Source organism: Nisaea sediminum (genome assembly GCF_014904705.1).
Lineage (GTDB): Bacteria > Pseudomonadota > Alphaproteobacteria > Thalassobaculales > Thalassobaculaceae > Nisaea > Nisaea sediminum.
In genome coordinates this window covers 448,058-468,313 of record NZ_JACZCQ010000001.1, presented here as the reverse complement: position 1 = coordinate 468,313, position 20,256 = coordinate 448,058, and the positions used below count along the sequence as shown (strand labels likewise).

Here is a 20,256-nt window from a genome sequence, read left to right as displayed (position 1 = left end):
TTTCGCGCTTGCTCAGATCGGGATGACGTAACGCCCGATACTCTCGGAATAATACTCCAAAAACACCATCATCGCGCCGCCAAGTACCAGCGACAGGATGACCAGCCCCATCATCACCTGAACCGGAAGCGCGACGAAGAAGATCTGCAGCTGCGGCATCAGGCGGGCCATGATGCCCATCACGACATAGAACAGCAGCCCCAGGACGAGAAACGGTGCGGCGATCTGGATCGCGATCTCGAAACTGTTCGCGATGATGCGCGAGATCGCATCGGCGAAATCCGCCGCCGGCAAAGCGGTACCGGGCGGAAACAGGGTATAGCTGTCGATCATGGCCCGGATCAGCAGGTGATGCAGATCCGAGATCAGCAGCAACAGTGTCGCGACATTGAGCAGGAAGAAGCCCGGCAGCGACCCCTGGGTCGCCAGCGCCGGGTTGAAGATCTGTGCGTTGGCGAGGCCGGTATTCATCGCAATCACCTGCCCCGCGGTATCGAGCGACAGCAGTACGATTCTCGCCACGATGCCGAAATAGAGCCCGATGACCAGTTCGATGAACAGCAGCCGAACGAGCTCCGGCGCCGTCGGCGCGAACGGGATCGTGTTTCCGACCAAGGGTGCCACGACGACGCTGAGCCCGATCGCGAGGATCATCCTGAACTGAACCGGGACGAAGGTTTCCCCGATGCCGGGGATCAGCATGACGGTCCCGCCCACCCGGGCCAGCACGAGCAGGATGATGTAGACCTGGGTCGGGAGAAAATCCTCAAGAGGCACGGCGGGCTCCGCCCTATCCGAGGGAAATGATCTTGTCGGCGATCGACTGCATGAAGGCGTTCAGCGTATTGAGCATGAACGGTAGAAAGAAGATCAGGCCGGCAAAGACGATGATGATCTTCGGCACGAAGACCAGGGTCATCTCCTGCAGCTGGGTCAGGGCCTGGAAAAGAGCGATGATCAGTCCGATCGCGAGGCCCAGCAGCATGATCGGCGTCGACATCGTCAACATGGTCAGGACCGCCTCGCGGCCGATCTCGATCGCCTCGACTTCGTTCATGCGCGGCCCCCGGCAAAACAGGTGCAGCCCGGCAATTATTGCCGGGCAGGAATTGACCAATAGATTATGCCGCCAAACGACGGTCCGGTAAAACCCGACGCGATGACCGTCAGATCGGCATCCGGATGATTTCCTGGTAGGCCTGCACCATCCGGTCGCGGAGCGTGACGATGGTGCGGAGCGTGATATCGGCGCTGTTCACCGCCTGCACCACATCGGTCAGGTCCGCCTCGCCGGCGATTCCCTTCATCGACATCTGTTCGCCCGTCTGCATCGTGCCGAGGGCATCATGTGCGGCGCCTTTCACGAAGCTGGCGAAATCCTGACCCGCAACGCTTGCGGTCTTGGACTCATCCGCTCCCGGAACCTTGCCTATGCCGGCCGCTCCAAGCGCATTTCCGATATTGGCCACCATTGCGATTCTCCAATCGGGTTCGGTTCGATTCTAGAGGGAAACCGGCCCCCTTGCCAGCGTTACGCCGTGCCGCGGACTAGGCCCGCAGCAGGTCGACCGTACGCTGCAGCATGCTGCGCGCCATCTCGATCGACGAAAGGTTCGCCTCGTAGGTCCGCTGCGCCTCGCGCATGTCCATCATCTCGATCAGCGAATTCACGTTCGGCCGGCGGACATAGCCGTCTTCGTCGGCGAGCGGATGGAACGGCTCATAGGCAAGCTCGAAGTCCGAATCGTCGCGGCCGATCTTGGCGACCCGCACCATTTCGGCGTTCACATCGCGGTTCATGAAGTTCTCGAACACGATGGTCTTGCGCCGGTACGGATCCTGCCCCTTGACCGAACCGAGCGAGTCGGCGTTCGCCACGTTCTCCGAGATGACCCGAAGCCGGGTTCCCTGGGCCCGCATACCGGATGCGGAAATCTTGATCGCGGAATTGAGATCCATGACAGAGGTCCTTTCCTAGCCGTCCCGCTTAGCGGTTGTTGCTGCCGAGCGCAGTGCGGAACATCCCGATCTGCTTGTTGTAGAGGTTGAGCGCCAGGTCATATTGAAGCTTGGTGTCCTGCACGGCGATCATCTGCTCTTCCAGGACCACGCCGTTGCCGTTCGGGCTCGCCTCATAGACGTCCTTCTGGCTCCTCTCGTCGATCCGGTAGTCGGATTTCGGGAGAACGCCGCTGATATGGTTGCCTTCCGTCTTGGCGACCGGAAGTTTCGTCACCTGCTGCAGGTTGCGCTTGAAATCGAGCGGCGTCAGATCCTGCGCCCGGTAGCTCGGAGAATCCGCATTGGCGATGTTCTGCGACAGAACAGACTGGCGCTCGGAGAGCCAGTTCATCTTCTGGTGCGCCATTCTCAGCAGGTTTGAATTATCGATCGCCATAACGAACCTCTCTTTCGAGAACCTTGTTCCAGTGCCCCATCGGGGTACCTGCCGTGATTAAAGCAAACACCGTGCCAAGATTGTCCGGTTTGGGTTGGGCAAGGCCTCGCATATACTCATGGCCATGACGGAACGGGTTCGAAACATCGCAGGCACCGCCGGCAGCGCGACGGACGACGATAGCCGCGAGCGCCAGCGCGCGGCTATGGATCGGCGTGCCGCCAATGCACGCCGCGCCGCCGATGCCATGAAGGACCGTCAGGTGGCGATCGCGCTCGATCACGATTCCGGAACGGAGGAGGCGCCGCGGGTCATTGCCAAGGGCTATGGTGAGCTCGCGGAGAAGATCCTGCGCCTCGCATTCGACAATGACGTGAAGGTGCGAAAGGATCCGGACCTCGCTCAGATCCTTGCGGCCGTCGAGGTGGATTGCGAAATTCCGGTCGAGGCTTTCGCCGCCGTCGCCGAGATCCTGACCTATGTGTACCGTGCAAACGACCGGCTGAGGTCCGGGGAGACATCATGAGTACCGAGAACGGAAACGAGATCGCAGAGCGGCTGGCATCTGTCAGAGCCCGGCTCGAAGCGACGCTGCAGGACCCCGCGAGCGCAGTCTCCGGCGCTCTGACCGGTCTCGAAACCGATGTCGCGCGGATCTGTGCCGCGATTCCCTCTCTTCCCGCAAAGGAGGCACACGCCCTGGCCCCCGACATGAAACATGTCATCGGCCTCCTGGAACTGTTGTCGGAAGCGATCTCGGAGAAAGCCGCCGCCGAACAACCTCCCGGTGCCGATTCCGCTGCCAAGCGGCGCCAGGCCGCCGCCGCGTATGGCGCGGGGCGCAAGCGCGGAAGCTGAACACGATCCGGCCGGAAGCCCCGGTTTCCGGCATCTGAGCGGACCGTACTCCATCCGTCTGGACACCCGGCCGCTTGTCTGTTCCCATCCGCGACGCCTTATGAAATGCTTCCGCCATGGGTTTCGAGGTCTATCTCAGGTTTTTCCTCGCCTTCGCCTTTACCATCGGCTTGATCGGCGCGGTTTACTGGATTGCCAGGCGGTATGCCGGGCGCTTCGGAATCGTGCGCGCGCACACCGCCGGGCGCCTGTCCTTGACCGGACAGTTCTCCCTCGACACGCGCAGGCGCCTGGTGCTGGTGCGCCGCGACGACCGCGAGCACCTTCTGCTGCTCGGCCCGAACAACGACCTGCTGATCGAAAGCGGGATATCTCCGGATCCGGACAGCTTCGCCGCCGCCCTGAGGGGCGCTACAGTTCCGGTCACGACCACAGATACGGATAAGAGCTTATGAGTGCCGTGCCCCTGCTCCGGCGCCGTTCCCTGCGGATAATTCTCGGCGCCCTGCTCGTCTCTGTGCTTTCGTTGACCGCTTTTGCACCGGAGACGGTCGCCCAGACCCTGACGCTCGATATCGGAGAGCCCGGCGGCTCAACCACGGCGCGCCTGATCCAGCTTGTCGCCGCGATCACGCTGCTCTCGCTCGCCCCGGGCATCCTCGTCACGGTGACGTCCTTCACCCGTCTGGTGATCGTCTTCTCGCTGCTGCGGACCGCGCTCGGAACCCAGCAATCGCCGCCGAACCTGGTGATTGTCAGCCTCGCGCTGTTCCTCACCGGATTCATCATGGCACCGACGCTCGAACAGGCCTGGGAAGACGGCGTTGCCCCCCTGATCGCCGAACGGATCGACGAATTCGAGGCGTTCGAGAGGGCGGTCGCGCCGTTCCGCACCTTCATGCTTGCCCAGGTACGCGACAAGGACCTGCAGCTGTTCGAGGATATCGGGCGGGTCGGGCCGGCTGAGACCGGCGCCAATGCGCCTCTCAAGGTTCTGGTACCGGCCTTCATGATCAGCGAGCTCCGGCGCGCCTTCGAGATCGGCTTCCTGATCTATCTGCCGTTCGTGATCATCGACATGGTCGTGGCCTCGATCCTGATGTCCATGGGCATGATGATGGTGCCGCCGGTGATCGTTTCCCTGCCCTTCAAACTTATCTTCTTCGTGCTGGTCGACGGCTGGTATCTGATCGCCGGCAGCATGGTGCGAAGTTTCGGAGGGGGATAGACGACCGCTCGACCGGTTCGCCTAGTTCGTCGCGCTCAGCGGCTTGTCTTTCAGCCTATCGCGGTAAGAACTGAGGAAGGCCTGGAAACGACCGATTTCGCCGAACCGGTCCGCCAGTGTGCGGAAATCGTCCAGCTCACCCTCGGTCTTGTTCGTGATCAGCCGGAAGGCCTCGCGGAACGGCGTGTTGTCCATCTGCTGGGTATAGACCTGCCTGATTCGGCTCAGCTGATCGAGATTGTTGCTGAGAGAGAGCGACACCGCCCAGTTCAGGATTAGGTTCGCGGCCTGCTCGTCGATCCGGCGGCCGTCGCGGCCGGAGCGGCCGGCGAGTCGTTCGAAGACCTCGGCCGCCTGGGCCCAGCGCTGCGTGCGCCAGAAGATGTCGGCACGCAGCAGATCCGCGTCCCGGCTGTCGTCCCCCGAAAGCAGGCGGAGCGCGCCGTCGGCATCGCCGAGCTCGAACTCGCCTCGGGCGCGCAGACGCTTGCGCTCGAGAGCGAGTTCCGCGCCAAGCCCCGGCGCCACACTCTCGTCGAGCGCGCCAAGCGCCTCTTCCGGCCGGCGGTCCAGCAGCCGGATCAGTGCCAGACGTGCACCGACCCGGGCCTTGTCCTCGCCCTGCAGGCGGAACTTCACTTGCCGTTCCAGAAGGATCGAGGCCCGGTCGAGCAGATCGACCTGCACCAGCCGGTCCGCCAGACGCTGGATGATCTCGTCGCCGCGCGCGCCGACGGGGGTCAGCTCGCGGAACTGGTCATAGAGAGAGAGCGCCTGGATCGGCGTCATCTTGTCCGACTCGCCCTCGGTGAAGATCTTCGCGAAGGCGTCGGTCATCTCCTCCGCCACCTGATCCGCATAGAGATTCTCCGGGAAGAAGGTCACCGCCTCGCGCAACGCGCTCAGCCCTTCGACATATTCGCCTTCCTCCAGATAGAGCCGGCCGAGCTCACGCAGGAGGTCGAACTCCACCTGATCCCCGCGCCAGGTGTATCTGAGGCTTTCGAGCCCGGCGATCGCATCGGTGCGGCTGAGCGTGCCGTTCCGCAGCCCGTGTTCGATCAGCGCGCGTTCGGAACGGACGCGGGCCCAGCGATCCAGGTCCTGCGACAGGCTGCGCCAGAAATCGAGCGCCGTGTCCGTATCTCCGGACGCGTAGAGAACCCTGCCGCGCAGGTAGTTCAGGCGGGCCTGCTCGCCCGGCGTCGGCTGGCCGTCGGCGACCACGTCGATGAAGGCGCCGGCGCCACGGAAATCACCCGCGCGGATCGCCGCTTCCGCGGCCAGAAGCGCCATCTGCGTCGCCATGTTCCGGGGATAGCCTCCGGGAATCTCGCCGGCGCGCGAGAAATGCTCGACCGCTTCCGGCCAGCGTCCCTGCGACGCCTTGACCGCACCGCGCCAGAGCTCGGCTTCAGACAGTCCGTTGAGACTGCGCTCGCCCAGATCCTCCTCCGCCTCCTTGAACCGGCCGAGCATGAACTGGGCCGCGCCTCGTAAGGCTTTCACGTCCGGCCGCCGGGCGAGATCCTCGTCCTCCACCTCGATCGTCCTGAGCAGTCCCATGGCCTCGGCGGCAAGGCCGTGGGCGAAGTAGAAATGCGCCAGTTCAAGGCGCGGGCCGCTCCGCGCGATGCTGGTCGCCTCGGAGATCCGGCGCTGAATCTCCTGTTTGTTCTCGAGGAACCTGTCGATATCTCCCTTGCGCCAGTTGCTGAAGTCGAATATCCGGCCCGGCGGAAGTCCCGGCGGCAGACCGTCGATGCGCTGTGCCACCTGATCGTCCGTCGACTGCTGCACCGCGCGCGAAATGGTCAGACCGCCCGTCTTGGTGATCGCCACCCCGTCGGGCAGAGAGCGGATCGTGATATCGTCGGCAAAAGGCTGGACGACAAGGCCCTGCGCCGTGTTCAGGAGATTGAACTCGGCGAATTGACGAAGCCCGTCGACGCCGCGGCTGAGCGAGGCGACCGGCACCACGAACAATTGATCGCCGATTTCCGGATCCCGCATGATCACCGTCGGGCTGTGATCCTCCAGATGCACAAAGACTCGCGGTCCCTGCGCACTGACAAGCTGGGTGTCGACCCGTAGCGGAACATCCGGCCGGCTGTTCTGCGGCCGGAAATCGACAATCCAGACGGCATTGTCGCGCCAGACTCGCGGGTTGACCCCTTCGACCGTCGGGAACCGGACCGCCGATCCGCCGTTCACGGGAACCTGCGCCTTGGCGCCGAGCAGCTGGAAGTCGGCTTTCTCAAGCGCCGTCATGTCGAACTGGGCCTGCGCGCCGAACACCACCCAAACATAGCCCGCCCGGGAAAAGACCGCTGCGGCCACCGGCTGGGTCCACTCGAACCGCACGGAAACAATGCTGTTGTCGAGACTGGCGGTGACGGGAATGACGGGCCCGCTGATCGTCGCGGCATCTCCCGCGCTGAGGCTTCGTACGAGCGATTCGCCGTCTTTCATCAAAGCTTTGAGGTCAACGTCCTGGAGCCGCGTCGCCGTTCCGAAGGCGTCCGACTCCCGTTCGATCTTCGCCGGCTCCAGAGTAGAGAATGCCGGTGCCGGTCCCGTGACGCCCGGCGCGGCGCCGTTCCCTTCGACCGTCGTGGGCTCCGTATTCGCGGCAGCAGGAGCTGGAGACGCCGGCGCCGCGGCGGGTTCCGGTGCGCGCGGCGACGGAAGAGTCTGAAGGCCAAACTGCTGTGCGACCTTCTGTGCCGTATCGGTCGCCTGTGCCGGCGGAACCTCGGCGGTGACGGGCGCGGTCGGGGCCGCTTTCGGCACCGGGACGTCGGACGGAGCGCCGAGGCCTGTCCGGCTGGGTTCTGCGCCGGCAACGACATCCAGCACGACCCGGGTTCCGGTCGTGAAGTGGCGGACGCCGTCACGCGCCTGCAGCGGTATCGTCACCGCGATCGCAGTCGCGCCGGGATCCGAGGAGAAGTTCTTGAAGCGCTCGGGCAACCGCGCACGCAGCTCGGCGTCATCTATCCAGGCCGGACGGGAAAATGTCAGGACCGCCCGGTCAGGCTGTTCGGAAACCGTATAGGGCGTGTCGGCCGTCCAGTCGAAGACGAAGCGGAAATAGCGATCGTGTGCGCCTGTGCGGACATTGAGAAGCGGCTGGTTGGGACCTCGCGGCGGGGGTGGCGGCGGTGCGGCGCGCTCGGGAGCCGCAGCGGACGGGGCCGCGGCAGGCGGTGGCGCCGGCTGTGCGGGCACGGCAGCCGGAGCAGCAGCCGGAGCCACAGCAGGCGGCGCCGGCGCGTCACGATCATAGAAATCGAGGATCACCGAATTTCCGTCCCGGCGAGAACGGAACCGGGGATTTCCGGACAGATCCACCAGGACCGTCCGATTGTCGGAATCGAGGCTGACGGCACTGACATAATTGCCGACACCGCCCGCAACAGGCCCAAAATCTGCCGATACTGTGCGGTCGAAGCTGACAGCGAGGGTGGTACCGAATTTCTGAGCGGAATAGCCAACCCGGGCCGGCCAGTCGAAGCGGATGCTGTCGACGCCGTTCTGACTGGTTCCCGACACCGCGACTTGCTGGGCCTCCGCCTCGGCCCCGAACGCGATCGACATGCACATGAGGGCAAGAAACAGGGCAAGCGCGCGAAACATCCGAGGCGCACCAGAGACAGGAATTCTGCGGGAAGCCATCATCTCCGGTCCCGCTCCTTGTAGATCACCAGGTCTACGCGCCGTGCCTGCCGGTACCGCTCCTCCTGACCCAGAGACGGATCGATATCGCCAAACTTTCCATCTGCGGCACCCCGAACCTCTACCGGTTTGTCGTAGCCGTATTTCCGCAACGCCTCCGCGACCGAAAATGCCCGCGCGAGCGACAGATCCCAGTTCGACGTGAACGCCGCCGTAGGAGAAACGAACGGACGCGGATCGGTGTGACCGACAATGTCGATGCGATTATCGAGCTGCGAGAGCGCGACCGCGAGATTGAACATCGCGCCGTCCCCCGACGGCAGCAACGCAGCGGAACCTGGACGGAAGAACACATCGCTGGCCATAGAGACCACGAGCCGCCCCCCTTTCGCCGCCACCTTCGCATCCCGGAGCAACGCGTCACGCGCAAGCTCGGCCCGCAGCAGTTTCTGGAGGTATCCGAGATCGAACCCCAATCCCGGATCCTCCGACTTGATCGTCTCCGGCAAGAGGGACTGCCGCGCCCGTGTCGGGTTCTCGCTCGAGAAAGCGGATCGCAGCGAGGCCGTGAAGGATTCCCATTGCGGCGCATCGGGAGTCGTCATCGAGAACATGAGAACGAAGAAGGCAAGCAGCAGCGAGACGAGATCGACGAATGTCACCATCCAGCTGACACCGTCCCTGTGCCTGCGGCCGTTCCTGCGTGCGGTTGCCCCGCCCATAACTAACGCCGCCCCGCGGTGCCGAGATCGACGGCGATCCGCATGGTGCCGCGCGGCACTTCGCGAAATCCGATCGAAATTCCGGACCGCGGCGCTCCCATCCCGATCAGGATCTCCGCCAACCGCGCCGCACGAAGCTGTGCGAGCTCACGTTCGGCATTTGCCGTCGGATAGGAAAACCAGAACCGGACCTCGGCCGCGCTCCGACCGACTTCCCGTGCCAGAATTGGCGCGATCCGCGTGGCGAACTTCCGGAAATCGTGGCTGGGGTCGACCCCTTGCCCCTCGAAAAGCTTGCGCGTCTCGAAATCGATATAGACCGGATTGCCGCTTCTCTCCTCGGTCAGCCAGGTAACGCTCAGCAGCGGGCTGAAAGCATCGAACACCTCGTCTTTCAGGCCCGCATCCGCGTTCTGTCCGGGCTCGCCCTCGAAGACGCCGGTCCCGGTCCCGCCCTTCAGTACGGACGCGAAACTGGCGCGTACGCTGTCGAGCACGCCGTCGCTCTTACCGGAGACTCTGGTGGAGATCGAATTGAGGAATATGAAGAACGCGAGCAGCAACAGAAAGAGGCTCAGAAACAGCGGCAGGCTGCCGAGTTGGCTCGTTCCACGTGCCTTGTCGTCGCTTCGGACCATAAATTACTTGTCGAGTTGGTCCATCAGCGCATCGATTTCTTCCTGGGTCTTCGCATCGGAAGGCAGCTGAGGACCGTTCAACAAACCCTCTTCTGAGAACGGTTCACCGCCTGATTTTTCAACATTTTCCGTATGTTTGTCACGATTTCTTTTCGCCTCGGATGAAGCGGGAGCGTGACCGTGGCCCGTATGGGACATCACCGCTTCCACACGGTCGGCGACGCTGTTGAGCGTCTTGTGGATTCGCCCGACCCTCTGGCCGGTCAGATCCTGGAAGCCACACGCCTCGAAAATCTCGATGATGGCATCGCCGACGGCCTCGGAAACCTCCTCCGACATGCCCTCGCGCAATGCGTCGATCTTCTCGACGGCCGTCAGGATTTTCTCCGCCGCGGCCTCGGCAACGGAGGTGACGGCGTCCAATTCGAGTACCGCTTCCGGCAACAGTTCGTCGCGGATTCCGTCTCTGGCCATCGAACTCCCCCTGTTGCGACGGTCTGACAAGGTAGTCGGCGCGATTAGAACGCGCCGATCACCGCAGTCATTTTGGTCTTCAGGGTCGCGGCATTGAACGGCTTCACGATGTAATTGTTCACACCAGCCTGTTTCGCCGCGACAACGTTCTCGGTCTTGCTCTCGGCCGTGACCATGATGAACGGCGTACTTTTCAGTTTCGCATCTGCCCGAACTTCCTTCAGCAGCTGCAGACCGGTCATCGGCTCCATGTTCCAGTCGGAAATCACAAGCCCGTATTCCTCGCCGCGACGCAGCATCTGCAAAGCCTGACTGCCGTCGCTCGCTTCATCCACATTGTTGAAGCCAAGCTGCTTTAGAAGGTTCCGAATAATGCGCAGCATTGTCTTGTAGTCATCGACAATGAGGATCTTCATGCCCTTGTCGACCGCCATCGGCACCTCTCCATCTCGTAAAATCCCGGATCGCGTCCGGCTTCAGATTAACCAACAGCCAGACACTAACCTCATCCTATTAAAAGGTCGTTAATGCCTGATATCCCGATGAAATACTGCCAATTGCAGGGTCTCGGCAAGTTTCGTCTGATGTTTTGGCCCGATATCCACGCTGATCGCGTCTTCCGGGGAATAGCCTGGATCAGTTCGTGGTGACAGGAATGGTCTTGCGTTCCGCGATTCGGGAGGTCACTTCCTTCGCCTTTTGCGGACGCATGTTGGCGAGGACCGGCGCCGACTTCGAGGCCTTCATCCGATCGAAGACCCGCAGCAGAATGTCCATGTCCAGCTCATCGAAGATCCGTGCCGCATCCTGCGGCTTCATCTTCTCGTAGATCGCGACGAGGCCCTTTATCTCCTCTTCCTCCTGCTCATCGTAAGTCTTGATGAGCCCTTCGATCTCGGCACGGACTTTCTCGAGTTCGACGATCTTCTTCTCGATACGGTCTTCCGCCGCGGTCAGCAGACCTTCCTTCTGAATCACCGCCTGCTCGCGCGCGTCGAGTTCCTTACGGCGCTTGGAAAGATCCTGCAGCAACTCGATTTCCGAACGGGTGAAAAGCACCGGGTCAAGCGGCTTGTCTCCCTCGCTTTTCGGGGCCGGTTCCGTCGCCTGGGCGATTTGCTCGGGCTCCTTGGCGGCTTGCACCGCCGGGCCGGCTGCCGGGCTGTCCGCCTCCGCAAAGGCCGCGACACTCACCGGCGAACGGCCGCTCGCAAGGGTTTCCCATATGCCTGCGACCTTGACGCTGATCAGCAGGACCGCGACGAAAACGACGACCGGCAAGACACGGATAATAGCCCGTGAGCGTCCGGATACGGGGCGTGGCTGCCCTGCCCGGCGCGGATCGCGCGCGCCGGCGGTCTCGACCGGCTTTCCTTTCGCAGGCGACTTGCCTTTGACCGGCCGGCCGCCCTGGATCCGGGCGGCGTTCGGCGTTGCCGACTGCGCCTCGGGATCTATCGTCTGGGCTTTTCTGCCACGTCGGTCATATGCCATCAGCGTGCATTCCTCAGTGCTTTAAGCAGTTCTTCCTCAGCTTCCGATCGGGGGCCCGACCCGGAATGATCCGAAGCGGACTCACCTCGTCCGGAGGAGGCTGCGCGGGACGGTTCCGGACCGCGCCGCACCGGTGCGGCAGTCCGCTTCGCCGCCGGTTTCTTGGCCGGGTCCGGCCTCGGACCCGCGGCGGCGACGCCAGCCTTTGGCTGCACGACCGACGTACCTTCACTCGCATTCGCAAGGCGCCCGGCTACGATATCGGCACGCTCGACCAAAAAGGCAAGTTCGTCACGCAAGGCTTCCGCCTTCGAGGCCGCGTCCCGGAAAACCGACTTGCCGTTCTCGCCGGCGCTGCGCAGTCCCGCAGTCGCCGCCTCGGCGCGGGCACAGGCCACATTCAGCTTATCGACGAAAACTTCCATCTCGTCGTGATTGCCGCGCAACCGGTTCAGTTTCCGGTCCAGGATCATCGCGTAGATGATCGTCGCAAGGAGCAGCACGACCAACAGGCCGTCCAGTACCAGAGGCAGGACCGTGTTCATCATGCCGCGTGCCTACATCTTCCGCAGTTTCTGTTTGATCTTAACTGCAATATGGCCGTTGCGCTGCCCCATTCCTCCGACGAAGAGCGGAACGTCTCCGCAGCGCATATCGATCGTCGATTTCGGGCTGGCATTGAGCAGCAGCCTGGTTCCCGGCTTCCAGTTGAGCACGTCGTTCAGGGAAAGCACGACCTGATCGAGCACGGCCTCAAGTTCGATATCCGTCGCCCAGAGTTCGTTCGCAAGGTGGGTTTCCCAGATCGAGTCGCGACCGAACTTCTCCCCCATGAACATCTGCAGCAGCAGCTCGCGCACCGGCTCCAGCGTCGCGTAAGGCAGCATCAATTCGAGCCGGCCGCCGCGGTCTTCCATATCGATCCTGAGACGCGCGAGAACGGCCGCGTTCGCCGGCCGCGCGATGGTCGCGAAGCGCGGGTTGGTCTCGAGACGGTCGAAGCGGAAGGTGACCGGGCTCAGAGGATCGAAAGCGGCGGACAGATCACTCAGCACGACGGTGACCATGCGTTCGACCAGGTTGCGTTCGATCGTCGTGTAGGGCCGGCCTTCGATACGCATCGCCGCGGTACCGCGGCGTCCGCCGAGCAGCACGTCGACGATGGAATAGATCAGCGCCGAGTCGACGACCAGAAGGCCGTAGTTGTCCCATTCCTCCGCCTTGAACACGCTCAGCATCGCCGGCAACGGAATGGAGTTCAGATAGTCGCCGAAACGGATCGAGGTGATGTTGTCGAGCGAGACCTCGACGTTGTCCGAGGTGAAGTTGCGCAGGCTGGTCGACATCATGCGCACGAGACGGTCGAAGACGACCTCGAGCATCGGCAGACGTTCGTAGGAAACCAGCGCCGAGTTGACGATCGCCTGGATGCCGGACGTGTCGCCGTCGCCACCGGCACCTTCGTCGAAGCCGAGGAGAGAGTCGATTTCGTCCTGGTTTAGAACCCGGGCGCCGGTACCGCCTCCGCCGACTTCGTCGTCGTCGTCATCGGACATTGCCTCCCATTCGGCAGCAAGATCGTCATCGGCCATGCGAATACCTCACTGAACCAGCATTTCCTTGAACAGCACGTCCTTCACCCGCGCAGGGCGCACCGCCAGGTTCACGCGCCTGAGCAATTCTTCACGCAACCGGTACATGCCGGCAGATCCCTGCAGGTCGTCGACCCGGAGCTCGCGCAAATATACCTGAAAATTGTCGACGATACGCGGCAGGTTCTCGTTCACCACATCGACATCCGCCGGATTGCTGACTTCAAGCGCGATCTTGATCTTCAGAAACGCCGTCTTTCGCCCGCTCGTATTGAGATTGACAATCAAGTCCGGCACTTCGAAGAAAATCGCCTGGGCGGACGGCTGAGGCGCTTCCGGCTGAGGCGCGTGCTCGCCGTCAGCGGTCTGCTCCGGCGGCGGTTCATCCCCCCCCAGCATTCCCAGCATCAGCGCACCGCCGGCACCGGCGCCAATCAGAAGCAGCAACGGCAGAAGCACGAACAGAATGATCTTTTTCGGGCTTAGCTTCCTGCTGCCGCCATCTTCTTCGCCACCGCCATCCTCGACGACTTCGCCTTCTTCGGCCATGCAATCCGTCCCAGATCAAAACTTTCGATACAGCGACATTGCGGCTGTATTTTGACAACGGGTATCCGCCACGTATTTCCCACGCCTGCTTGCCACGGTATCAAGCAAGGCAAGGACCAAAGCTGCGGAGCTTATATAGAAGTAAATCACAAGACGCGTCATTTCTCCATATTTTTCATTAACTTCGCCAAATGAACGAACCTAGTCTCTAAAGACATGCGCGCGTGAAGCCCCCGGCAAGTATCGACGTTGCGCGATCCCAGGCGCCCGGCAAATCCTGCCAACCGGAACGGTCTTGCCGTCGACGGCACAGATTTCTCCACGACGATAAATTTAACTCGTTGATTTAGCGCGATTTCCGAGTTGGCACGAATTCTGCTTTTACCGGAGGCAACGGCCGTAGAACGCGGCGATTTGGAAATTGGTTGGGAAAAATCGTCATGGAAAACGCGATCTATATTGGGCTCTCCCGCCAGTCTGCGCTGCGGCGCGAACTGGCTCTGGTGGCCAACAACATCGCGAATACCAGCACCGCTGCTTTCAAGCGGGAAATCGCGCTCTACTCGCCGTACGAGACCGACACCAAGATGGAAGAGAAGCTCGACTTCGTGATCGATCACGGCACGATCGTGATCCACCAGCCGGGCACCCTGCAGCCGACACAGAACACCTTCGACATCGCCATCGAAGGTCCGGGCTTTTTCGTGGTCGATAACGGCAAGCAGCCGCTCTACACCCGGAACGGCAACTTCAAGCTCGACCCGGACAATCAGCTGATCACCGGCAACGGCGACCTGGTTATGGACGACGGCGACAACCCGATCTTCATTCCGCAGGACGGCCGCAAGATCGAGATCTCGCCGGACGGCACGATCAGCGCCGGACCGGAAGTTCTGGGCAGACTCAAGGTGGTCGAATTCGAGGATCTCGCCCGCATGCAGAAACGCGGCGGCAGCCTCTTCGACACCACCGAGGATCCCAAGCCGGCCGAACGGTCCGAGCTGATGCAGGGACATCTCGAAACCTCGAACGTATCCGCGATCAGCGAACTGACGCGCCTGATCGACATTCAGCGCTCCTACGAGGGCGTGAAGAACATGCTGGACCAGGAGGCCGAGCGCCTTCGCAGCTCTGTCCGCAAACTCGGCTCGCCTCAGGCGGTCTAACCTGTTGGTAGAAGGAATTTAATCATGCAGTCGCTCAATATCGCCTCCACCGGCATGCTGGCCCAGCAGACCAATGTCGAGGTCATCTCCAACAACATCGCCAACATGAACACCACCGCCTTCAAGCGGCACCGGGCTCAGTTTCAGGATCTGCTCTATCAAGATCTGCGGCGCGTGGGTTCGAACTCCTCCGACGCCGGCACAGTCGTGCCGTCCGGCATCCAGCTCGGCGTCGGTGTCCGCACCGCGGCGACCTACCGGGTCAACGAACAGGGTTCCCTGATCCTGACCGACAACCAGTTCGATCTCGCGATCCGCGGCAACGGTTACTTCCAGGTCCTCCTGCCGGACGGCGAGACGGCCTACACCCGGGACGGTTCCTTCCAGGTCAGCCAGACCGGAGAACTGGTAACCGCCGACGGCTACACCGTGCAGCCCGGCATCACCGTCCCGTCCGAAGCGATCGGCGTGACGATCAACGAATCGGGCCAGGTGCTGGTCAAGCTCGACGGCCAGACGGCGGAGTCCAATGTCGGCCAGATCCAGCTCGCGATCTTCCAGAACGATGCCGGCCTCGAACATGCCGGTAACAACCTGCTGCTCGAGACGGAAGCCTCCGGCGCGCCGAGCACCGCGAACCCGACCACCGACGGTTTCGGCGGCCTGTTCCAGGGTTACATCGAATCCTCGAACGTGGATCCGGTGCAGGAAATCACCGACCTGATTACCGCACAACGCGCCTACGAGCTGAATTCGAAGGTCATCGAGACCTCCGACCAGATGATGGCCACGGTCAACCAGGTCCGCTAACGCGGGCCTGAGGCCCCCAACAAGGGAGTAGTGACATGACTGGCAAAATGCTGAAGCCCCTGAAAACCCTCTCGGCCGGGTTGCTGCTCGCGATCTCCGTGAGCCTGCCGCAGCCCGCCTCGGCCGCCGGGACAGTCGCCGGGCAGACGATCTTCGCCAACGACACCGTCACGCTCCGGAGCGACGCCCTGATGTTGAGCGATCTGTTCACCGGCCTTCCGGCCGAGAAGGACGCCCGCATCGGCGACGCTCCCCTCCCGGGCGAGGACCTCGTGGTTCGTGCCGGCACGCTGCAGCATCTCGCCGAAGCGCACGGCATCGACTGGAGCCCCAGCAGCGGGCGCGTCAGGGTCATCGTCGAGCGCGAAGGCCGGGCCGTTCCCCTACAGATGGTCCGCCTTGCCATCGAGGAGCGGCTGACGGAGGACTATATTGCTGACCGGGTCGAGGTCGACATCACCAACCGCCGCCTGACGATGATGGTGCCGAGCGAGATGGAGCCGGAAGTGAAGGTCGAGAGCCTTGACTACAACAGCCGGAGCCAGCGTTTCGCCGCCCTGATTTCCGTTCCGATCGGAAACGACAAATCGCTGAGGGCCAGGATCCAGGGCGAAGTCCATGCCGTCATCGAAGTACCGGTGCTGAACCGTCATGCCGGTCCGGGAGAGACGATCCGCGAGAGCGACATCGTCTGGACCGCGATGCAGGCCCGCCGGAGCAACCACAACACGGTGACCTCACCCGACCAGATCGTCGGCATGAGCGTGCGCCGACCGATCAGCGCCGGCAGCGTGATCCGCCGCACCGACGTGACGCCGATCCAGCTGGTCCGCAAAGGCGACCTGGTGACCATGGTGTTCCAGACCTCGCTGATGACGCTGACCCTGCGCGGACAGGCTCTTGAGAACGGCGCCCGCCGGGACTCCATCCGGGTGAAAAACCTCGGCACCGGAAAGATCGTCGTCGGCTCCGTGACCGATGCCGGCATCATCTCCGTCGCCGGCCCGCGAATTGCAATGAACTAGATAAGCGCCAAGAACTGGCCTTTTAAGGAAACGGCAAAATGACCAAGAATTCTGTCTCCGCACTGTTCACCCGCCTCACCGCGGTCACCCTGATCGGCATGTCCGTCAGCGCCTGCGGCGTCTTCCAGCGGCTGGCGGATATCGGCAAGACACCGGAACTCTCGGCGATCCAGAACCCGACCCAGGCGGACAACTACCGCCCGGTCTCGATGCCGATGCCGACCCCGGTCACCGCCAGCCGGCAGGCCAACTCGCTCTGGGTCGAAGGCTCCCGCGCCTTCTTCGAGGATCAGCGCGCCAGCCAGGTCGGCGACATCATCACTGTCGTCGTCGAGATCTCCGATCAGGCCGCGATCGACAACCGAACTCGGCATGACCGCTCCAATACCAACAGCATGGGGATCTCCGGCCTGTTCGGGTACGAGGACCTGCTGACCGAAGTCCTGCCCGAGGGCGCGGACGCCGGCTCGCTCGTTGGCACGACGTCCGGACTTGCCAATGACGGTCGGGGCCGCATCGACCGGAACGAGACCATCAACCTTCGCCTTGCCGCGGTCGTTACGCAGCAGCTTCCGAACGGCAATATGGTTCTGTTCGGCCGCCAGGAAGTGCGAGTGAATTTCGAAGTCCGGGAAATCGTCGTCGGCGGCGTCATACGTCCGGAAGACATCGCATCGGACAACACCGTCAGCTATGACGAAATGGCGGAAGCGCGGATCGCTTACGGCGGACGCGGCCAGATCTCCGATCTGCAGCAGCAGCGCTACGGCTCCCAGGCTCTCGAGATCCTGATGCCCTTCTGATAGACCGCAGGGAGCAGGCGGCAAGAATTGCCGCCCTCCCCCGATCAGAGCCAGCCAAAAGAATTGGGCCGTTCCCCGGGGAACGGCCCTCATTCATTTCTGCAGGTCGGGTCCGATTCTAATCGTCCCGATGTGTCCGCTCGAGACGTTCATGGCGTTCCTGAGCTTCCAGGCTCAGAGTCGCGATCGGACGTGCTTCCAGACGCCGGAGGCCGATGGGCTCTTCGGTCTCCTCGCAGTAGCCATAGCTTCCGTCTTCGATGCGCTGCAGCGCCGAATCGATCTTACTGATCAGCTTGCGCTCGCGATCGCGGGTCCGAAGTTCGATCTGATGATCCGTCTCCAGGGAAGCCCGGTCGGCCATGTCCGGTTTCTGGAGATTCTCCTGTGTCAGATGGCTCAGCGTCTCGTTTGCTTCCTGGAGCAACTCGGCGCGCCACCTCAGCAGCTTTTGCCGGAAATATTCCTGCTGCTTAGGGTTCATAAACTCTTCGTCTTCCGACGGCTTGTAGTCCGGCGGCAACGTGACGCTCATCCCGGTCCTCCACCACAAAGGCCAATCAAAGGCAAGATTTCTGCCCTTTTGGAGCGGCGGGAGTATAGGTCTGCGCCGCCCTAGGTTTCAAGCTTCTGTTTGCCTTTGGACGCGGCGCCGGAAAAAGAAATAACTTATTGAAAACAAAAGATAAACCAGAGCCGGCAAAAAATGACTACAAAAAAGTCCCGAGTTTGGCGAGTTCGACACGTGCCCGGAGTTCGATTTCATCCAGGATTTCGCCGAGCCGCGGATCGGTAAAGGTGCGTTCTTTGGTCTGCTTTATGGTCAGCGCCAGCCCACGCAATTCCGACTCGGGAATCGCCCCCAGAAGCAACCCGTCCCTGAGCCGTTCGAGGCGCGCAAGAAGATCCTCGCCTTGGGCCTGCCCCTGCTTGGCGCCGCGCCGGCCATCCGCATCCGCCTCCTGGACGGCGAGCAAGCCGTCGACCGACATTGCCGCCCGGGTTCCCTGGGCCGACTTGCTCTCCTGGGTCTCCTCGAGAAGACCTGAAAACCGGGTTCCGCTGGTGCCTCCCGACTTCGACGTCTTTCTCGTCGACGGGGTACTGACGCGGCGTGATGGATCTACTTTCATTCCAGAACCCTACGCTGTTCCGCGCAGATATACTACCGCCCGAGATACGGCATAGCCAGCATCGCCATGGGACAGTCCGGCATAATTGCCTCCCGGAGGCCGAGAAGTTGGCACGATCCTCGCATAGGATCTGGCCAATAGGAGTCCGAGAAACGGCTCAGCTCTAGCAAGAGGAACCGGAACCGATGTGGCCGCAGAAAAACAAGGTGCACCGCTCCATCTCCCCGAAACGGATGGCTCTAGGCCTGTTCACGGCAGTCTTGCTGCTTCTGACCGCCTCGGGCGACGCACTCAGCCAGACCCGCATCAAGGACATCGTCGATTTTGAGGGCGTCCGTGAAAACATGCTGGTCGGCTACGGCCTCGTGGTTGGCCTGAATGGCACCGGCGACGATCTCGGCAGTGCAATTTTTACCCGTGAGAGCCTCGTCGGCATGCTGGAGCGTCTCGGCGTCAATGCACGCGACAACAATCTCGACACGGACAACGTCGCCGCCGTCATGGTGACGGCAATCCTGCCCCCCTTCTCCAAACAGGGCAGCCGAATCGACGTCTCGATCTCCGCGATCGGCGATGCCGAGGACCTTTTGGGCGGCACGCTGCTCGTTACTCCGCTGATCGGTGCGGACGGCGAAGTCTACGCCGTCGCTCAAGGTTCCGTAGCGACCGGCGCCATTTCCGCCGGCGGCGAAGGCGAGACGATCGTGCAGGGCGTGCCGACGAGCGGACGGATCGCCAATGGCGCCATCATCGAGCGCGAAATCGACTATTCGATGATGCAGATGGAGACCGTCACGATCGCGCTGAAGAATCCCGACTTCACGACCGCGCGCCGTATCTCTCAAGCCATCAATGCGTTCGTCGGCTTGCCGATCGCTCAGGCGCGGGATCTTTCCTCTGTCCGGATGCTGGTTCCCGAAAATTATCGCGGCAACGCCGTTGCGCTGATCACCGATGTCGAGCAGCTGCGCGTGACCCCTGACATCCCCGCCAAGGTGGTGATCAACGAGACCACCGGAATCATCGTGATGGGCGAGAACGTCCGCATCAGCACCGTCGCCATCGCCCAGGGCAACCTGACCATCCGGATCACCGAGACGCCGCAGGTCTCGCAGCCGCAGCCCTTCGCGCAGACCGGCGAAACCGTCACCGTTCCGCGGACCCAGATCGAGATCGATCAGGACGAGGACAAGCAGCTCTCCGTTCTCTCGCAGAGCGTCACGCTGCAGGAACTGGTCGACGGCCTGAACGCCCTCGGCATCGGACCGCGCGATCTGATCTCCATTCTGCAGGCGATCAAGGCCGCCGGCGCGTTGCAAGCTGAAATCGAAGTCCTCTAAGGAGCTGTATCATGGATAGCATGGCTCTCACGGAAACCGCCTCCGCCACCACCAATCTGCGGGCGTCCCAGACCGACGCAGCCGCGAACCGGCTCAAGGCCGCCGGCAAGAATCGCGAAGAGGTGCGCCAGGCCGCCGAGGAATTCGAGTCGATCTTCATCAGCCAGATGCTCGGCCACATGCTCAAAGGCGTCGGCAACGGCGAAATGTTCGGCGGCGGTCCGGCGGAAGACATCTATCGCGATCTGATGGTCGACGAATACGGAAAGCAGATCTCCCGGACCGGCGGGATCGGGATCGCAGACACGATCGAGCGGCAACTGCTCGCGCTTCAGGAGGTGAATTGAA

Annotated in this window: 26 protein-coding genes; 10 read left to right on the top strand and 16 right to left on the bottom strand. The window is 62.3% G+C overall.

All coding sequences use genetic code 11. The features are described from left to right. Positions 1 to 12: 12 nt before the first annotated feature. The 5 genes from fliR to flgB form a co-directional block, all read right to left on the bottom strand. Entirely contained in the window at positions 13 to 777 is a 765-nt protein-coding gene (gene fliR / locus IG122_RS02190; protein WP_193180000.1) for a flagellar biosynthetic protein FliR, read from the bottom strand. A 13-nt stretch (positions 778 to 790) separates the two neighbouring features. Next, a complete protein-coding gene (fliQ, locus tag IG122_RS02185; RefSeq protein WP_193179998.1) occupies positions 791 to 1,057 on the bottom strand; it encodes a flagellar biosynthesis protein FliQ in 267 nt (88 codons plus the stop codon). A gap of 109 nt (positions 1,058 to 1,166) precedes the next feature. After that, positions 1,167 to 1,472 carry a flagellar hook-basal body complex protein FliE gene (locus tag IG122_RS02180; RefSeq protein ID WP_193179996.1) on the bottom strand — a complete coding sequence of 102 codons (306 nt, stop codon included), beginning with the start codon at positions 1,470 to 1,472 and terminating at the stop codon, positions 1,167 to 1,169. Between the two features lie 76 nt (positions 1,473 to 1,548). Continuing rightward, complete coding sequence (gene flgC, locus IG122_RS02175) at positions 1,549 to 1,959, bottom strand: flagellar basal body rod protein FlgC (RefSeq protein ID WP_193179995.1); 411 nt, start codon at positions 1,957 to 1,959, stop codon at positions 1,549 to 1,551. A 28-nt stretch (positions 1,960 to 1,987) separates the two neighbouring features. Beyond that, positions 1,988 to 2,398 carry a flagellar basal body rod protein FlgB gene (gene flgB / locus IG122_RS02170; protein ID WP_193179994.1) on the bottom strand — a complete coding sequence of 137 codons (411 nt, stop codon included), beginning with the start codon at positions 2,396 to 2,398 and terminating at the stop codon, positions 1,988 to 1,990. A 118-nt stretch (positions 2,399 to 2,516) separates the two neighbouring features. Between flgB and IG122_RS02165 the strand changes: the two genes are divergently transcribed. The 4 genes from IG122_RS02165 to fliP all read left to right on the top strand — a co-directional run bounded on the left by IG122_RS02165 (position 2,517) and on the right by fliP (position 4,484). Then, complete coding sequence (locus IG122_RS02165) at positions 2,517 to 2,924, top strand: EscU/YscU/HrcU family type III secretion system export apparatus switch protein (RefSeq protein WP_226893266.1); 408 nt, start codon at positions 2,517 to 2,519, stop codon at positions 2,922 to 2,924. Further along, positions 2,921 to 3,256 (top strand): hypothetical protein, encoded by a 336-nt coding sequence (locus tag IG122_RS02160; protein ID WP_193179993.1) that lies wholly within the window; start codon positions 2,921 to 2,923, stop codon positions 3,254 to 3,256. The genes IG122_RS02165 and IG122_RS02160 overlap by 4 nt, the downstream gene beginning before the upstream one ends. 116 nt (positions 3,257 to 3,372) lie before the next feature. Then, a complete protein-coding gene (locus IG122_RS02155; protein WP_193179992.1) occupies positions 3,373 to 3,711 on the top strand; it encodes a flagellar biosynthetic protein FliO in 339 nt (112 codons plus the stop codon). After that, on the top strand, positions 3,708 to 4,484 hold the full coding sequence (gene fliP, locus IG122_RS02150) for a flagellar type III secretion system pore protein FliP (RefSeq protein WP_193179991.1): 777 nt from the start codon (positions 3,708 to 3,710) through the stop codon (positions 4,482 to 4,484). Before IG122_RS02155 ends, fliP begins: the two co-directional genes overlap by 4 nt. Positions 4,485 to 4,505: 21 nt before the next feature. Here the strand turns inward: fliP and IG122_RS02145 are convergent, their stop codons facing one another. The 9 genes from IG122_RS02145 to IG122_RS02105 form a co-directional block, all read right to left on the bottom strand. Further along, positions 4,506 to 8,123: a tetratricopeptide repeat protein gene (locus IG122_RS02145; protein WP_193179990.1), complete on the bottom strand. Its 3,618-nt coding sequence runs from the start codon at positions 8,121 to 8,123 to the stop codon at positions 4,506 to 4,508. Between the two features lie 38 nt (positions 8,124 to 8,161). Beyond that, on the bottom strand, positions 8,162 to 8,884 hold the full coding sequence (locus tag IG122_RS02140) for an OmpA/MotB family protein (RefSeq protein WP_193179989.1): 723 nt from the start codon (positions 8,882 to 8,884) through the stop codon (positions 8,162 to 8,164). Positions 8,885 to 8,886: 2 nt separating this feature from the next. Beyond that, a complete protein-coding gene (locus IG122_RS02135) occupies positions 8,887 to 9,522 on the bottom strand; it encodes a hypothetical protein (protein WP_193179987.1) in 636 nt (211 codons plus the stop codon). Between the two features lie 3 nt (positions 9,523 to 9,525). Next, positions 9,526 to 9,945: a protein phosphatase CheZ gene (locus tag IG122_RS02130; protein WP_193179984.1), complete on the bottom strand. Its 420-nt coding sequence runs from the start codon at positions 9,943 to 9,945 to the stop codon at positions 9,526 to 9,528. Between the two features lie 95 nt (positions 9,946 to 10,040). Beyond that, on the bottom strand, positions 10,041 to 10,430 hold the full coding sequence (locus IG122_RS02125) for a response regulator (protein WP_193179982.1): 390 nt from the start codon (positions 10,428 to 10,430) through the stop codon (positions 10,041 to 10,043). 202 nt (positions 10,431 to 10,632) lie between these two features. Then, complete coding sequence (locus IG122_RS02120; RefSeq protein WP_193179980.1) at positions 10,633 to 11,490, bottom strand: MotE family protein; 858 nt, start codon at positions 11,488 to 11,490, stop codon at positions 10,633 to 10,635. After that, the gene (locus tag IG122_RS02115; RefSeq protein ID WP_193179978.1) at positions 11,490 to 12,038 is read right to left on the bottom strand and encodes a DUF6468 domain-containing protein; all 549 of its coding nucleotides are present in this window, start codon (positions 12,036 to 12,038) and stop codon (positions 11,490 to 11,492) included. Before IG122_RS02115 ends, IG122_RS02120 begins: the two co-directional genes overlap by 1 nt. A 9-nt stretch (positions 12,039 to 12,047) precedes the next feature. Further along, positions 12,048 to 13,082 carry a flagellar motor switch protein FliM gene (gene fliM, locus IG122_RS02110; protein WP_193179976.1) on the bottom strand — a complete coding sequence of 345 codons (1,035 nt, stop codon included), beginning with the start codon at positions 13,080 to 13,082 and terminating at the stop codon, positions 12,048 to 12,050. A gap of 9 nt (positions 13,083 to 13,091) precedes the next feature. Then, positions 13,092 to 13,631 carry a flagellar basal body-associated FliL family protein gene (locus IG122_RS02105; protein ID WP_193179974.1) on the bottom strand — a complete coding sequence of 180 codons (540 nt, stop codon included), beginning with the start codon at positions 13,629 to 13,631 and terminating at the stop codon, positions 13,092 to 13,094. A 440-nt stretch (positions 13,632 to 14,071) separates the two neighbouring features. On the opposite strand from IG122_RS02105, the gene flgF reads away from it, so the two are divergent. Genes flgF through flgH form a run of 4 tightly spaced genes read left to right on the top strand, consistent with a single transcriptional unit; the run spans position 14,072 to position 17,435 of the window. Further along, entirely contained in the window at positions 14,072 to 14,797 is a 726-nt protein-coding gene (gene flgF / locus IG122_RS02100; protein ID WP_193179972.1) for a flagellar basal-body rod protein FlgF, read from the top strand. A 24-nt stretch (positions 14,798 to 14,821) separates the two neighbouring features. After that, positions 14,822 to 15,607 carry a flagellar basal-body rod protein FlgG gene (gene flgG, locus IG122_RS02095; protein WP_193179970.1) on the top strand — a complete coding sequence of 262 codons (786 nt, stop codon included), beginning with the start codon at positions 14,822 to 14,824 and terminating at the stop codon, positions 15,605 to 15,607. A gap of 35 nt (positions 15,608 to 15,642) precedes the next feature. Then, positions 15,643 to 16,632, top strand: a complete 990-nt coding sequence (flgA, locus tag IG122_RS02090; RefSeq protein ID WP_193179968.1) for a flagellar basal body P-ring formation chaperone FlgA — start codon at positions 15,643 to 15,645, stop codon at positions 16,630 to 16,632. Positions 16,633 to 16,670: 38 nt separating this feature from the next. Further along, positions 16,671 to 17,435, top strand: a complete 765-nt coding sequence (gene flgH / locus IG122_RS02085; protein ID WP_193179966.1) for a flagellar basal body L-ring protein FlgH — start codon at positions 16,671 to 16,673, stop codon at positions 17,433 to 17,435. 118 nt (positions 17,436 to 17,553) lie between these two features. Here the strand turns inward: flgH and dksA are convergent, their stop codons facing one another. Further along, positions 17,554 to 17,970, bottom strand: a complete 417-nt coding sequence (gene dksA / locus IG122_RS02080) for an RNA polymerase-binding protein DksA (protein WP_193179965.1) — start codon at positions 17,968 to 17,970, stop codon at positions 17,554 to 17,556. 175 nt (positions 17,971 to 18,145) lie between these two features. Then, positions 18,146 to 18,568, bottom strand: a complete 423-nt coding sequence (locus IG122_RS02075) for a flagellar assembly protein FliX (RefSeq protein WP_193179963.1) — start codon at positions 18,566 to 18,568, stop codon at positions 18,146 to 18,148. A 185-nt stretch (positions 18,569 to 18,753) separates the two neighbouring features. On the opposite strand from IG122_RS02075, the gene IG122_RS02070 reads away from it, so the two are divergent. Next, complete coding sequence (locus IG122_RS02070) at positions 18,754 to 19,908, top strand: flagellar basal body P-ring protein FlgI (protein ID WP_404924040.1); 1,155 nt, start codon at positions 18,754 to 18,756, stop codon at positions 19,906 to 19,908. Positions 19,909 to 19,919: 11 nt separating this feature from the next. Next, entirely contained in the window at positions 19,920 to 20,255 is a 336-nt protein-coding gene (locus IG122_RS02065) for a rod-binding protein (protein WP_226893265.1), read from the top strand. The last annotated feature ends 1 nt before the right edge of the window (position 20,256 follow it).

Coding starts and splice junctions, on each gene's coding strand:
- IG122_RS02120 (WP_193179980.1), bottom strand. CDS start 11,490: ATGGCATATGACCGACGTGGCAGAAAAGCCCAGACGATAGATCCCGAG.
- IG122_RS02105 (WP_193179974.1), bottom strand. CDS start 13,631: ATGGCCGAAGAAGGCGAAGTCGTCGAGGATGGCGGTGGCGAAGAAGAT.
- fliP (WP_193179991.1), top strand. CDS start 3,708: ATGAGTGCCGTGCCCCTGCTCCGGCGCCGTTCCCTGCGGATAATTCTC.
- flgB (WP_193179994.1), bottom strand. CDS start 2,398: ATGGCGATCGATAATTCAAACCTGCTGAGAATGGCGCACCAGAAGATG.
- IG122_RS02145 (WP_193179990.1), bottom strand. CDS start 8,123: ATGTTTCGCGCGCTTGCCCTGTTTCTTGCCCTCATGTGCATGTCGATC.
- flgC (WP_193179995.1), bottom strand. CDS start 1,959: ATGGATCTCAATTCCGCGATCAAGATTTCCGCATCCGGTATGCGGGCC.
- IG122_RS02135 (WP_193179987.1), bottom strand. CDS start 9,522: ATGGTCCGAAGCGACGACAAGGCACGTGGAACGAGCCAACTCGGCAGC.
- IG122_RS02180 (WP_193179996.1), bottom strand. CDS start 1,472: ATGGTGGCCAATATCGGAAATGCGCTTGGAGCGGCCGGCATAGGCAAG.
- IG122_RS02165 (WP_226893266.1), top strand. CDS start 2,517: ATGGCCATGACGGAACGGGTTCGAAACATCGCAGGCACCGCCGGCAGC.
- IG122_RS02070 (WP_404924040.1), top strand. CDS start 18,754: ATGTGGCCGCAGAAAAACAAGGTGCACCGCTCCATCTCCCCGAAACGG.
- IG122_RS02140 (WP_193179989.1), bottom strand. CDS start 8,884: ATGGGCGGGGCAACCGCACGCAGGAACGGCCGCAGGCACAGGGACGGT.
- flgG (WP_193179970.1), top strand. CDS start 14,822: ATGCAGTCGCTCAATATCGCCTCCACCGGCATGCTGGCCCAGCAGACC.
- flgF (WP_193179972.1), top strand. CDS start 14,072: ATGGAAAACGCGATCTATATTGGGCTCTCCCGCCAGTCTGCGCTGCGG.
- IG122_RS02160 (WP_193179993.1), top strand. CDS start 2,921: ATGAGTACCGAGAACGGAAACGAGATCGCAGAGCGGCTGGCATCTGTC.
- fliM (WP_193179976.1), bottom strand. CDS start 13,082: ATGGCCGATGACGATCTTGCTGCCGAATGGGAGGCAATGTCCGATGAC.
- dksA (WP_193179965.1), bottom strand. CDS start 17,970: ATGAGCGTCACGTTGCCGCCGGACTACAAGCCGTCGGAAGACGAAGAG.
- fliQ (WP_193179998.1), bottom strand. CDS start 1,057: ATGAACGAAGTCGAGGCGATCGAGATCGGCCGCGAGGCGGTCCTGACC.
- flgA (WP_193179968.1), top strand. CDS start 15,643: ATGACTGGCAAAATGCTGAAGCCCCTGAAAACCCTCTCGGCCGGGTTG.
- IG122_RS02115 (WP_193179978.1), bottom strand. CDS start 12,038: ATGATGAACACGGTCCTGCCTCTGGTACTGGACGGCCTGTTGGTCGTG.
- flgH (WP_193179966.1), top strand. CDS start 16,671: ATGACCAAGAATTCTGTCTCCGCACTGTTCACCCGCCTCACCGCGGTC.
- IG122_RS02075 (WP_193179963.1), bottom strand. CDS start 18,568: ATGAAAGTAGATCCATCACGCCGCGTCAGTACCCCGTCGACGAGAAAG.
- IG122_RS02155 (WP_193179992.1), top strand. CDS start 3,373: ATGGGTTTCGAGGTCTATCTCAGGTTTTTCCTCGCCTTCGCCTTTACC.
- IG122_RS02125 (WP_193179982.1), bottom strand. CDS start 10,430: ATGGCGGTCGACAAGGGCATGAAGATCCTCATTGTCGATGACTACAAG.
- IG122_RS02065 (WP_226893265.1), top strand. CDS start 19,920: ATGGATAGCATGGCTCTCACGGAAACCGCCTCCGCCACCACCAATCTG.